Raw genomic sequence first — 12,274 nt, forward strand, 5'->3', positions numbered from 1 at the left:
CCGGCAGGGTGACGTGGTCAGCTCGGCAGTGACCTGGCAGGCCCGGGGTGCAGACAAGACGTGTACGCCTGTCCTCCCCTAACGTCCACCAGTGAAGGGTCAGACCAGGCGGCGGTCGGAGGCCCAGCGGGAAAGCTCGGTCGTTCTCGTCGCCTGCGAGGCGCGAGTGGACCGTTCGTAGCTGCCCTCGTCGAGACGGGTGGGGTGGCACAAGCGGACCGCTCCCGACGGCTGACAGCGCGAACAGCCCCTTCGCAACAGGCACGGCAGCGCGAGCGAACTGTTCGGCCGCTCTCAGACCAGGCGACGGTCGGAGGCCCAGCGGGAGAGCTCGGTCGTTCTCGTCGCCTGCGGGGCGCGAATGGACCCGTTCGCGACCGGCCCCCGTCGAGGCGGGCAGGGGTTGCACAAGCGGACGCTCGCGACGGCTGGCACCGCGAACAGCCCCTTCGCAACAGGCACGGCAGCGCGAGCGAACTGTTCGCCCGCTCTCAGACCAGGCGGCGGTCGGAGGCCCAGCGGGAAAGCTCGTAGCGGTTCGAGAGCTGGGTCTTCCGCAGCACGCTCGACACGTGCGTCTCGACGGTCTTCACCGAGATGAACAGCTCCGACGCGATCTCCTTGTACGCGTACCCGCGCGCCAGCAAGCGCAGGACGTCGCGCTCGCGGGGGGTCAGGAGGTCCAGCTCGGGGTCGTTGATCGGGGCCGAGCCCGGGCGGTCGGCGAACGCGTCCAGGACGAAGCCCGCCAGGCGCGGGGAAAACACCGCGTCGCCGTCCGAGACGCGGACCACCGCGCGGACCAGCTCCTTCGACGAGATCGTCTTCGTGACGTACCCGCGGGCGCCCGCGCGGATGACCACGATGACGTCCTCCGCCGCGTCGGACACCGACAGCGCCAGGAACACCACGTCCGGCAGCTCCGGGCGGACGCGGCGCAGCACCTCGGCGCCGCCGCCGTCGGGCATGTGGACGTCGAGCAGCACCACCTGGGGCTTCGTGCGGGCGATGCCTGCCACCGCCTCGGCCACCGAACCGGCCTCGCCGACGACGCGGACTTCGTCCGTGATCGAGTCGAGCTCGGTGCGGACGCCCGCGCGGAACAGCGCGTGGTCGTCGACCAGGAACACCTTCACCGGTTCACGCTGGCTGTCAGTCACGAGTTCGAGCATAGCCGCCTCACGCTGCCCCCTTGGCCGCTTTCACCGGCATGGCGAGCTGCACTTCGGTGCCCTCCCCCGGCGCGGTGCGGACCTTGCACGTGCCGCCGTGCCGGGTCATCCGGCCGCGGATCGAGTCGGCGAGCCCGTGGCGGTCGTCGGGGACCAGGTCCGGGTCGAAGCCCTTGCCGCGGTCGCGGACGAACACCGTCACCGCCGTCGGCTCGACCTCGGCGAAGACGCTGACCTCTTCGACGCCGGCGTGCTTCGCGGCGTTGACGATCGCTTCGCGCGCGGCCTGGACCAGCGCCACCAGCGAGTCGTCCAGCTCGGCGTCGCCGACGACGACCTGGCCGACGGAGATCGCGAACGTGTCCTCGACCTCGCCGCACGCCGTGGCGAGCGCTTCGGACAGCTGCCCGGTGGTCGGGGTTTCCTCGCCCATCTCGGCCGGCTTGCCGTAGCCGTTCGGGCCGTAGAGCCAGCCGCGCAGCTCGCGTTCCTGGCTGCGGGCGAGCCGCGCGACCTCGCGCGGCTGCTCGCTCTGCTTCTGGATCAGCGCGAGGGTCTGCAGGACGGAATCGTGCAGGTGCGCGGCGATCTCGGCGCGTTCGTCGGTGCGGATGCGGGCCTTGCGCTCGTCGGAGAGGTCGCGGACCAGCCGCAGCCAGAACGGGATGGTCAGCACGGCGACGCCGATGAGCGTCGCGATGACGGCGATCAGGGCGAACTGGACCTGGTCGAGGCTGCCGCTGCGGAGCACGACGACGCCGATGCCGGTGATCACCAGCGCGACGCCGGCGACGATCCGGATCGCGGCCGACCAGCCGCCCCCGCCGAGGAAGGCGCCCGCGAAGCCGTCCTTCGCGCCGACGCGCCAACGGCGGCGCTGCGACTCGTCGGCCTCGCGCCAGACGACGGCGAGACCGATCATCGCGACGGCGAGCGGCACGGCGACCCAGCCGCTGATGAACCCGGTGAGCGTCCCGCTGGCGACGGCGAGGCCGACGCCGAGCGCGATCAGGCCGAACGCCTGCTGGCGCTCCTTCGAAGTGGGTGCCTTGGCGGTTTCTTCGGTCTGCTGCTGGACGAAGACCCAGAGGAGCCCGTAGGCGAGCAGGCCGGCGCCGTTCAGGGCGGCGAGCAGCGCGAAGGCCGTCCGCACCCAGACGACGGGCACCCCGAGGTGATCGGCGAGCCCCCCGGCGACCCCGGCGATCGCCCGCCCGGACCGGCGCCGGAACATCTTGGGCTTCTCCGGGACGGCCACCTGGTCGGGGGTTACGTGGTCGAGGGCATCCTGCACGAGGTCCATGGTCACACGTGGTCGTGCGCGGGTGCATCGGGGAAAATCCCGGACCGCCACGATCAGTGCCAGGGAGCCGGACCGGTCCGGCTCGCCCAGGCGGCGAGAGCGTGCACGTCGACCAGGCGGATGCCGTGGTGAGCGGCGTACTGCCGGGCTTGTTTCGTGAACGTCGAGGTGGTGACCACGGCGGCGACGCGGGCGCCGTGCACGGTGTAGCAGGTGCCGCCGAACCGCTGCAGGTCCGGCCCGCCGACCTTGTGGGTTCCGCTGAACCGCTTCGCCTGGAGCGCGATCTTGCGGCCGTCGGGCGCATAGGCGACGACGTCCGCGCCGAGGTCGCCGGCTCGGCCGGTGACCTCGGCCCGGGAGCACCCGTCCCGCGCGCACAGGAACGCGAGCGCACGCTCGAACTCGTTCGGCGCCATCGCGTGGTAGCGCGCGATCTCCTGCGACCGGGCGACGTCGAGCTCCCACGCCTGCCGGGTTTCCCGCGCCCGTCGCTGCTGCCACAGCACGAGCCCGTAGACCGTCACCCCGAGCGCAGCGGCGCCACCGACGAGCGAGAGGGCCGGAACTCGCTCGTTGCACCTGGCCCCGAGACGCTCTCCGGGAAACCTCAGGGACCATCCCGGATGTCCGCCCGCCGCCCGTGGCGCATGCTCTTCGGTATGAGTGGTGCGAGTGAGACACGGGCACCGAAGCCGAGTCCGTTGAACGGCTTCGAGGAGACCGTGAAGGACTTCTGGGTGAGCCGGCCGAGGCGGCCGCACGCCGGGCGGAAGGTGGCCGGGGTGGCCGCCGCCATCGGGTACCGGTACGGGATCGATCCCGTCGTCGTGCGGATCGCCCTGGTGGTCGCGACGATCTTCGGCGGCTTCGGCGTTCCCTTCTACCTGCTGGGGTGGCTCTTCCTGCCCGGCGAAAGCGACGAGGTCTCCGGCTTCGAAGCCCTGATCGGACGCGGCCGGTCGTCGGTGTCGCCGGCCTTCGCCGTCGTGCTCGGCGTGCTCACCGTCGTCAGCGTCGGGGGCAGCTTCAGCGGTTCGTGGTTCGACGGCGGCGCTCTCATCAGCTTCGCGCTCATCACCATCGCGCTCTACCTGCTGCACCGCAACCGCGGCCAGGAGAACCGGCCCGCTCCGGTCGTCCCGCGGACACAAGCCTTCACCGGGAACGGAGCCTTCACCATGACCGACACCGCGACCGCGGCCGCCGAAGCGGAGGCGAAGCCGGGGTGGGACCCGCTCGCCGCCGACCCGGCCGGCTGGGACCTGCCCGACCCGCCGTCGACGCAGCCGCCGCCTCCGCCCTCGCCGCGGGCCTATCAGCGGCCCGAGCGGCGCCGCAACTCCAAGGTCGGCTCGGTGACCTTCGCGCTCGCCGTGCTGACCGCCGGTGGTGGCGTGCTGGCGAACCTCAACGGCGCGAGCTGGTTCTCCGCGCAGCACGTCATCGGCCTGGTGCTCGGTGTGGTCGGGATCGGCCTGGTCACCGGCGCGTTCGCCCGCGGCGGGCGCGGCCTGATCGGCCTCGCGGTTCCGCTCGCGATCGCCGGGATGGTGCTGACGACCGTGCCGTTCGAGAACTTCGACTTCCGCGGCGGCGCGGGCGACCTCAGCCTGACCCCGCATTCCATGGCCGACGTGAAGCCGCTCTACCAGCACGCGGCGGGCGACCTCGACGTCGACCTGACCGAGCTGCCGGCCGGCTCCCCCGCGATCACCACCAACGTGGTCAACGGCGCGGGCGACACCACCGTCATCGTGCCGGACACGGCGGACGTCACCTACGACTGCCACACCGGCGCCGGCTCGACGGAGTGCTTCGACCGCTCCACCGACGGCATCAGCCAGGACGCGCTGACCGGCATCGACTACGGCAAGGACGGCCCCGGCGGCCAGCAGATCACCCTGCACGTGAAGAACAGCGTGGGCAACGTGGAGGTGCGCCGTGGCTGACCAGAACCCCTACGCCTACGACAACCCGGCGGAAACCCAGCCGCCCGCGAAACGCGGCGGGCTGGACGTCTTCACCCTGATCGTCGGGATCGCGACGCTGCTCGTGTCCGCCTACGTCCTTTCGGACGGCGCGAGCTGGCTGCCGCAGTTCGACTTCCGCTGGGTGATCGCCGGCGGCGCGGTGTTCGTGGGGCTGCTGCTCCTCGGCGCGTCGTTCGGCAGCAAACGCCGACGCTGAACCGATAACCGCCACTCACTCTCGAGGCCCTGGATCCCACGCCAGGGCCTCGAGTCCTGTCTAGGGGCTTACTCCCACTCGATGGTGCCCGGCGGCTTGGACGTCACGTCCAGGACCACCCGGTTGACCTCCGCCACCTCGTTGGTGATGCGGGTCGAGATGCGCTCCAGGACTTCGTAGGGCAGCCGGGTCCAGTCCGCGGTCATCGCGTCCTCGGACGACACCGGCCGCAGGACGATCGGGTGCCCGTAGGTCCGGCCGTCGCCCTGGACGCCGACGCTGCGGACGTCGGCGAGCAGCACCACCGGGCACTGCCAGATGCTGCGGTCCAGCCCGGCCGCCGTCAGCTCCTCACGCGCGATCAGGTCGGCCGTCCTGAGGATGTCGAGACGGTGTTGATCGACCGCGCCGATGATGCGGATGCCCAGGCCGGGGCCGGGGAACGGCTGGCGCTGGACGATCGTCTCGGGCAGGCCCAGCTCCAGGCCGACGCGGCGGACCTCGTCCTTGAACAGCAGCCGCAGCGGCTCGACCAGCTCAAACTGCAGGTCGTCCGGCAGGCCGCCGACGTTGTGGTGGCTCTTGATGTTGGCGGTGCCCTCGCCGCCGCCGGACTCGACGACGTCCGGGTAGAGCGTGCCCTGGACCAGGAACTTGTAGTCGCCCTGGGCCTTCAGGTCGCGCTCGGCCTGCTCGAAGACGCGGATGAACTCGCGGCCGATGATCTTGCGCTTCTGCTCCGGGTCGGTGACGCCGGCGAGCGCGTCGAGGAAGCGTTCCCGCGCGTCGATGGTGACGAGGTTGACCCCGGTGGCGGAGACGAAGTCCTGCTCCACCTGGGTGCGCTCGCCCGCGCGCAGCAGGCCGTGGTCGACGAACACGCAGGTCAGCCGGTCACCGATGGCACGCTGCACCAAAGCGGCCGCGACGGCGGAGTCGACGCCGCCGGACAGGCCGCAGATCGCGCGGCCGTCGCCGATCTGGTCGCTGATCCGCTTGACCTGCTCCTCGACGATCGACGACGTCGTCCACTGCGGCTCGATGCCGGCGATGTCGCGCAGGAACCGGCGCAGTACTTCCTGGCCGTGCGGCGAGTGCGCGACTTCCGGGTGGTACTGGACGCCGGCGAAGCGGCGCTTGACGTCCTCGAAGCCGGCGACTTCAGCGCCGTCCGAAGACGCCGTGACGACCGAGCCCTCCGGGGCCTTGGTGACGCTGTCGTTGTGGCTCATCCAGGCGGGCTGGTGCGCGGGCAGACCGGCGTGCAGGACGCCGCCGTCCCCGGTCACGCGGACCTCGGTGCGGCCGAACTCGCGGACGCCGGTCGGCTCGACGACCCCGCCGAGCGCGCTGGCCAGCAGCTGGTGGCCGTAGCAGATGCCGAACATCGGGACGCCGGCTTCGGTGAGCTTCGGGTCCATGCCCGGGGCGCCTTCGGCGTACACGCTCGAGGGGCCGCCGGAAAGGATGATGGCCGCGGGGTTCTTCGCGAGGATCTCTTCGGTGGACGCGCTGTGCGGCACGACCTCCGAGTAGATCTGCGCCTCGCGGACGCGCCGGGCGATCAGCTGCGCGTACTGCGCCCCGAAGTCCACGACGAGAACCGGACCGGTGGGGTTGGGCACCTGAGGACCTCCTGGCAGCGGCGGGTTTCCCCTCCATCGTCCCAGGTGGGCTGGGTCACCCGGGATTCAGGGCCGCCGCTGTCCTCGATCGGGCCTACGGTGCCCGCTATGGCTGTGAACTGGACGAAGGAACTGACCGACCAGCTCGACTTCCACTGGAACGTCCTGGTGCGCCCGAAGCTCGAAGGGCTCACCGACGACGAGTACTTCTGGGAGCCGGTGAAGGGCTGCTGGACCGTGCGGGCGCGCGAGTCCGACGACGAACCGGGCACGGGTCCGTTCACGATCGACTTCGCCTTCCCGGAGCCCACGCCGCCGCCGGTCACGACGATCGCGTGGCGGCTCGGCCACATCCTCGTCGGCGTCCTGGGAATGCGGATCGCGTCGCACTTCGGCGGCCCCGCCATGACCTACGACGACTACCCGTACCCGGGCACCGCGGCCGAGGCGATCGCGCTGCTGGACGAGTACTACGCCCGGTGGCTCGAAGGGGTGAAATCCCTCGACGACGACGCGCTCGCGAGGCCGTGCGGCCCCGCGGAGGGCCCGTACGCCGAGTACCCGATGGCCACGCTGGTGCTGCACATCCACCGCGAGATGATCCACCACTGCGCCGAAGTCCTGCTGCTGCGCGATCTCCGCCGCGGCCGGTGATCTGTAACGCCGAGTCACCATCGGCCCGATTCACCGGGTATCGAGGGCGGCTCCGGCCGGAGCCGCCGCGCCGAGGGGACGCGCATGCTCTACCGACTCCGCCCGCCCGACCGTCTGACTTGGTGTGACGTGCCCGGGTACGCGGTCTGCCGCGCCGACGACCAGCCCCAACCCGACTGGGAACGGCTGTCGTGGGTGCCCGCCGAAACGCGCGCGTTCAGCAACGACCTCTTGCGGATCGCCGTCCGGTGCGGCGTGCGCTCGGGAGGCGGGATCGTCCTCGACGCCCGGCACACCGAGGACCTGGGCCGCGCCGATGAGCTGCGGTGCGACCGGATCGCCGCCGCCCAGGCCCGGGCGGAGCAGCTGGTCGGGGCGCTGGGTTCGAACGCCCGGCGGGAAGAGCAGGAGTGGGACCACACCGAGGAAGCGGCTCGCCGGGCCGAAGCGGACCTCGCCGAAATCCTCGCGCTGCCGGTGCAGCCGCACCTGGTCGCGCACTGGTGCCGGCTCGGCGGCCACTACCCGGGCTGAGGGAGACGGACGAGCCGGAGCCACCCCCACGAGGGCTCCGGCCCGTCCGCGGTCAACGGGTCCGCCGCGGCAGCAGCAGGAAGCCGAGGGCCATCCCCAGCAGGCACGGGAGACCGTGGTTGTCGTGGACGACCGTGTCGGCCACGGCCAGCACCGGCACCGCGAACGCCATGACCCGGAACTGCATCGGCAGCACCACGCCGTAGCGCCGTGACGCCACGATGACGACCACCGCGAGTGCGCCGATCAGACCGGTCACGCACATCGAGTTGCCCGCGCCGACCGGGTTGAGCCAGACGTAGCTCATGAACTGCCCGAACAGGCCGCAGCCGAAGTAGAGGACCAGCCAGCGACCGCGGCCGAACACGCGCTCGGCGAGCGTGCCGAACACGGCCAGCCAGAGCAGGTTCGAGACCAGCCCGAACGCCCAGCCGTCCTGGAAGAACATCCCGGTGACCAGGCGGTACCACTCGCCGTCGTCGATGCGCGCCGCGTCGCGGACCACCGCGTCGTACAGCGGGCGGTGCGCGAGCTGCGCGATCCCGCACGCCAGCGTCACCAGGAACACCGCGGCGGTGAGGTACGGGCGGCGGGCCCCGGTGGCCAGTGCCCCGAATGGGGTGCGAGATGCGCTGCGCGTGGTCATGGCCGAAAATCTAGGCGCGACAGCGCCACCGCACCCCCGACGTTTGTCACGAACCTCCACGGGAAAGGCCCCGGCATGCGAGCGACAGTCATCTACGGCGCCGGCGACGTCCGGGTCGAGACCGTTCCCGACCCGAAGCTGGTGGAGCCGACCGACGTCGTCCTGCGGGTCGTCCGGTCCTGCATCTGCGGCAGCGACCTCTGGCCGTACGCCGGCATGAAGCCGAGCGAGCACGGCCGCCGGATCGGCCACGAGTTCCTCGGGATCGTCGAGGAGACCGGCGCCGACGTCCGAAGCGTCAAGAAGGGCGACCTCGCCGTCGCGCCGTTCGTCTGGTCCGACAACACCTGCGAGTTCTGCCGCGAAGGCCTGCAGACGTCGTGCCTGCACGGCGGCGGCTGGGGCGCGAAGGGTGTCGACGGCGGCCAGGGCGAGGCCGTGCGCGTCCCGCAGGCCGACGGCACGCTCGTCAAGCTCCCGCACACCGAGGACGACGACCTGCTCGCCTCGATGCTGACCCTGTCCGACGTCTTCTCCACCGGCCACCACGCCGCGGTGAAGGCGCGCGTGAGCGAGGGCCGGAACGTCACCGTCATCGGTGACGGCGCCGTCGGGCTCTCCGCCGTCCTCGCGGCGAAGCGCCTCGGCGCCGGCCGGATCGTCCTCATGGGCCGCCACCGGGCGCGAACCGACCTCGGCCGCGAGTTCGGCGCGACCGACGTCGTCGCCGAGCGCGGCGAGGAAGGCATCGAAAAGGTGCGTGAGCTGACGAACGGCCAGGGCACGCACGCCGTGCTCGAATGCGTCGGCACCAAGGGCGCCTTCGAAATGGGCGTCGGGGTCGTGCGCGCGGGCGGCGCGGTCAGCCGGGTCGGCCTGCCGCAGTACGAGGACGGGCCGATCGGCGTGGGCGTGTTCCGCCGCAACGTCACCGTCACCGGCGGGGTCGCCCCGGCGCGGCACTACATCCCCGAACTGCTGCCGGACGTCCTGGACGGCAAGTACCAGCCGGGTCGCGTGTTCGACCGCACGATCGACGTCGAAGGCGTGCCGGACGGCTACCGCGCCATGGCCGACCGCGAGGCGCTCAAGGTGCTCATCAAGCCGTGACCCGTCCGGGTGGGGGTTCGGCAGCGTGCCACCCACCCGGATTACGTTGGTACGCATGGACATGATCACCCCCGAGCCGCGCCCCGCCTGGATCGCCGGCCGCCCGGAGCCGGGCGCCACCACTCTCGTCGTGCACCACCCGTACGACGGCAGCGAGGTCGCCACGGTCGCCGTGCCCGGGCCGGAACAGGTCGAGCGCGCGGTCGCCGCCGCGGTGTCGGTCGCGAAGGAGCTGCGCAGCATCCCCGCGCACGTCCGCGCCGGCGCGCTCGAGCACGTGTCCCGGGTGCTCGCCGCCCGCGCCGAAGAGATCGCCGAAGTGATCACGGCCGAGAACGGCAAGCCGCTCAAGTGGGCCGAGGCCGAGGTCAAGCGGGCGGTGTCGGTGTTCCGCATCGCCGCCGAGGAGGCCCGCCGGTTCACCGGCGACGTCCAGCGCCTCGACACCGACCCGGCGGGCGAGGCGCGGCTGGCGCTGACCCGCCGCGTGCCGCGCGGGCCGGTGCTCGGCATCGCGCCGTTCAACTTCCCGCTGAACCTGGTGGCGCACAAGGTGGCGCCGGCGCTGGCGATCGGCGCGCCGATCATCGTCAAGCCGGCGCCGCGCACCCCGCTCTCGGCGTTGATCCTCGGCGAGATCCTGGCTGAGACGGACCTTCCCGAGGGGTCGTTTTCCGTGCTGCCGTTGGGGAACGAAGAGACGAAGGCGCTCGTCGCCGACCCGCGGCTGCCCGTCGTGTCGTTCACCGGCTCGGGCCCGGTCGGCTGGTCGCTCAAGGACGCCGCGCCGCGCAAGCACGTCGTGCTGGAGCTCGGCGGCAACGCGGCGGCCGTCGTGCTGCGCGACTGGCCGGACCCCGAAGGCGCCGCGCACCGCATCGCCACCTTCGGCAACTACCAGGCCGGGCAGTCCTGCATCGCCGTGCAGCGGGTGATCGTGGACGCGGCCGTCGCGGAGGAGTTCGTGCCCGCGCTGGTGGAGGCCGTCGAGTCGCAGCGGACCGGCGACCCGTACGACCGCGCCACCGACGTCGGCCCGGTAGTCGACGGAGCCGCCGCCGAGCGGATCGTCGCGTGGGTCGAGGACGCTGTCGCCGCGGGCGCGAAGCTGCTCACCGGCGGCACCCGCGACGGCGCGACCGTGGCTCCGACCCTGCTCACCGACGTCCCGCCGGACGCCAAGGCGTGGGCCGAGGAGATCTTCGGCCCGGTGCTCGCGGTGTCCGTTGTGGACGGTGTGGACGAGGCCTTCCGCTCGGTCAACGCCTCCGCGTACGGCCTGCAGGCCGGCGTCTTCACCACCGACGTACAGCTGGCGTTCCACGCGTCGGCGGAGCTCGAGGTCGGCGGCGTGATCATCGGCGACGTCCCGTCCTACCGCGCCGACCAGATGCCCTACGGCGGCGTCAAGGGCTCCGGCGTCGGGCGTGAAGGCGTCCTCGCGGCCATGCACGACCTGACGGAGGAGCGCGTCACGGTCTTCACCGGCATCGACCTCTAAGCGACGACGCTCTGCCCGAACCGGAAGACGTTGTAGGGGTCGTACTTCTTCGAGACGTCCTCGAGCCGTCTCGCGTTGTCGCCGTAGTAGGCGGCCTTCCAGTCGGGCAGGGCCGGGTCGATGTAGTTGACGTACCCGCCGCCCGCGCCGGCCGCCGCGAGACCCGTGACGACGTCGCCGACCGACTGCGCGACCTTCGCCCGGTTCTTCGTCGTCGCGGGCGCATAGATCTGCACGCTGGCCAGCGCGTCGCGGTGCCAGAAGGCCGTCGCGTCCTTCGCCGGCTCGCCGACCTTCCCGCCGAGGCCGTCGATGAGCAGGTCCATGCCCGTCCGGCCGTCGGCGAGGGCGACGACCTTCGCCGGATCGACCGGGCTGGTGATGATCCGCGACGACGCGACGAACGACTGCCGGGCCGAGCTGCCGGAGAAGTAGTTCATGGCGCCGAGGTAGTCGAGGCTCTTCACGGTGCGCTGGGTCGGCCGCGCGCCGGCGTTCGTGACCAGGTTGTTCAGCAGCGTGTTCAACCCCGGCGGGTTGCCGACGTAGCAGCCGCCGACCCGGCACTGGACCGGCGAGCCACCGGAGAGCACGATGTTCGCCCACAGCTCCGGCGGCGTCGCGGCGATCCACTGCTGCCACACGCCGAGCACGTCGGCCGCGGATCCGGACGGGAAGTGCAGCGAGAACACCGTCAGGTTCGGCGCCGGATCGGTGTCGAAGGTGAACTCGGTGACGATGCCGAAGTTGCCGCCGCCCCCGCCGCGCAGCGCCCAGAACAGGTCCGGCTCGGAGCTCGCGGACGCCGTCACCAGCCTGCCGTCGGCCGTGACGACCTGCGCGGAGCTCAGGTGGTCGCAGGTCAGGCCGTACTTGCGGGAGAGCACGCCGATGCCGCCGCCGAGGGTCAGCCCGGCGATCCCGACCGTCGGGCAGGAGCCGGCGGGCAGCGCGCGGCCGGCCTGGGCCAGTCCGGCGTAGACGTCCTTCAGCTTCGCGCCGGCGCCGATGACGGCCTGGGTGCCCCGGATCTCCACTTTGTTCAGCGCGGCCACGTCGATGACGAGCCCGCTCTCGGGGACCGAGTAGCCGGCGTAGCAGTGGCCGCCGCTGCGCGCGGCGAGCGTCACGCGCCCGGCGGCGGCGCGGACGCAGTCCTGCACGTCCTCGGCGTTCCTCGCGCTCGCCACCGCGATCGGGTTGTTGCCGTCGAAGAGCGGGTTGAAAGCGCGCTTGGCGGTGCCGTAGCCGTCGCCGCCCGGGCGCACCAGGCCACCGGCCAGCTTGGTGCGCAGCTCGTCCCAGTTGGGCGGGCCGGTGGGCAGCTGCGTGGCGGGCGGCCCGGACGTCGTCACCGGCGGCGCGCTCGTCGAAGCGGCGGGAGCCGAAGGAGTGCCCGGCCCGCACGCGGCGGCGAGGGCACCGGCCGCCGACACGCCGGCGACCCGGAGGAACGCCCTTCTGTCCAGGTGGTCGGAGACGGGCGGCCGTCCGCCGGGTCGGGCCGGCCTGCTCACGCTGTCCACATCGGACTCCTCG

12 protein-coding genes are annotated in these 12,274 nt (G+C 72.1%); 6 read left to right on the plus strand and 6 right to left on the minus strand.

Features of this window, described 5'->3' with window-relative positions; all coding sequences use genetic code 11:
- Positions 1-491: 491 nt before the first annotated feature.
- Genes AB0M83_RS34265 through AB0M83_RS34275 form a run of 3 tightly spaced genes read right to left on the minus strand, consistent with a single transcriptional unit; the run spans position 492 to position 3,002 of the window.
- Positions 492-1,172, minus strand: coding sequence for a response regulator transcription factor (locus tag AB0M83_RS34265; RefSeq protein ID WP_364523434.1), 681 nt, complete (start codon positions 1,170-1,172; stop codon positions 492-494).
- Between the two features lie 7 nt (positions 1,173-1,179).
- On the minus strand, positions 1,180-2,475 hold the full coding sequence (locus AB0M83_RS34270; RefSeq protein ID WP_364523436.1) for a PspC domain-containing protein: 1,296 nt from the start codon (positions 2,473-2,475) through the stop codon (positions 1,180-1,182).
- A gap of 53 nt (positions 2,476-2,528) precedes the next feature.
- Positions 2,529-3,002 carry a restriction endonuclease gene (locus AB0M83_RS34275; RefSeq protein ID WP_364523438.1) on the minus strand — a complete coding sequence of 158 codons (474 nt, stop codon included), beginning with the start codon at positions 3,000-3,002 and terminating at the stop codon, positions 2,529-2,531.
- A 135-nt stretch (positions 3,003-3,137) separates the two neighbouring features.
- On the opposite strand from AB0M83_RS34275, the gene AB0M83_RS34280 reads away from it, so the two are divergent.
- Both AB0M83_RS34280 and AB0M83_RS34285 read left to right on the plus strand, forming a co-directional pair.
- Positions 3,138-4,427, plus strand: a complete 1,290-nt coding sequence (locus AB0M83_RS34280) for a PspC domain-containing protein (RefSeq protein WP_364523440.1) — start codon at positions 3,138-3,140, stop codon at positions 4,425-4,427.
- Entirely contained in the window at positions 4,420-4,665 is a 246-nt protein-coding gene (locus AB0M83_RS34285; RefSeq protein ID WP_364523442.1) for a hypothetical protein, read from the plus strand. The genes AB0M83_RS34280 and AB0M83_RS34285 overlap by 8 nt, the downstream gene beginning before the upstream one ends.
- Positions 4,666-4,733: 68 nt before the next feature.
- Here the strand turns inward: AB0M83_RS34285 and guaA are convergent, their stop codons facing one another.
- Positions 4,734-6,290: a glutamine-hydrolyzing GMP synthase gene (gene guaA, locus AB0M83_RS34290; RefSeq protein ID WP_364523444.1), complete on the minus strand. Its 1,557-nt coding sequence runs from the start codon at positions 6,288-6,290 to the stop codon at positions 4,734-4,736.
- A gap of 108 nt (positions 6,291-6,398) precedes the next feature.
- Here guaA and AB0M83_RS34295 point away from each other — a divergent pair, with 108 nt between their 5' ends.
- Together AB0M83_RS34295 and AB0M83_RS34300 are read left to right on the plus strand one after the other, a co-directional pair.
- The gene (locus AB0M83_RS34295; protein WP_364523447.1) at positions 6,399-6,944 is read left to right on the plus strand and encodes a DinB family protein; all 546 of its coding nucleotides are present in this window, start codon (positions 6,399-6,401) and stop codon (positions 6,942-6,944) included.
- A gap of 129 nt (positions 6,945-7,073) precedes the next feature.
- Entirely contained in the window at positions 7,074-7,478 is a 405-nt protein-coding gene (locus AB0M83_RS34300; protein WP_364523449.1) for a hypothetical protein, read from the plus strand.
- A 52-nt stretch (positions 7,479-7,530) separates the two neighbouring features.
- Here AB0M83_RS34300 and AB0M83_RS34305 read toward each other — a convergent pair whose 3' ends face one another.
- Positions 7,531-8,124, minus strand: a complete 594-nt coding sequence (locus tag AB0M83_RS34305; protein ID WP_364523451.1) for a rhomboid family intramembrane serine protease — start codon at positions 8,122-8,124, stop codon at positions 7,531-7,533.
- A 75-nt stretch (positions 8,125-8,199) separates the two neighbouring features.
- Between AB0M83_RS34305 and AB0M83_RS34310 the strand changes: the two genes are divergently transcribed.
- Together AB0M83_RS34310 and AB0M83_RS34315 are read left to right on the plus strand one after the other, a co-directional pair.
- Positions 8,200-9,234: a zinc-dependent alcohol dehydrogenase family protein gene (locus AB0M83_RS34310; RefSeq protein WP_364523453.1), complete on the plus strand. Its 1,035-nt coding sequence runs from the start codon at positions 8,200-8,202 to the stop codon at positions 9,232-9,234.
- A 55-nt stretch (positions 9,235-9,289) separates the two neighbouring features.
- Positions 9,290-10,735 carry an aldehyde dehydrogenase family protein gene (locus AB0M83_RS34315; protein ID WP_364523455.1) on the plus strand — a complete coding sequence of 482 codons (1,446 nt, stop codon included), beginning with the start codon at positions 9,290-9,292 and terminating at the stop codon, positions 10,733-10,735.
- Here AB0M83_RS34315 and AB0M83_RS34320 read toward each other — a convergent pair.
- Positions 10,732-12,252, minus strand: a complete 1,521-nt coding sequence (locus AB0M83_RS34320) for an FAD-dependent oxidoreductase (protein WP_364523457.1) — start codon at positions 12,250-12,252, stop codon at positions 10,732-10,734. The two genes, AB0M83_RS34315 and AB0M83_RS34320, sit on opposite strands and share 4 nt — an antisense overlap.
- Positions 12,253-12,274 lie beyond the last annotated feature (22 nt).

It is taken from the genome of Amycolatopsis sp. NPDC051106 (assembly GCF_040682775.1).
GTDB lineage: Bacteria > Actinomycetota > Actinomycetes > Mycobacteriales > Pseudonocardiaceae > Amycolatopsis.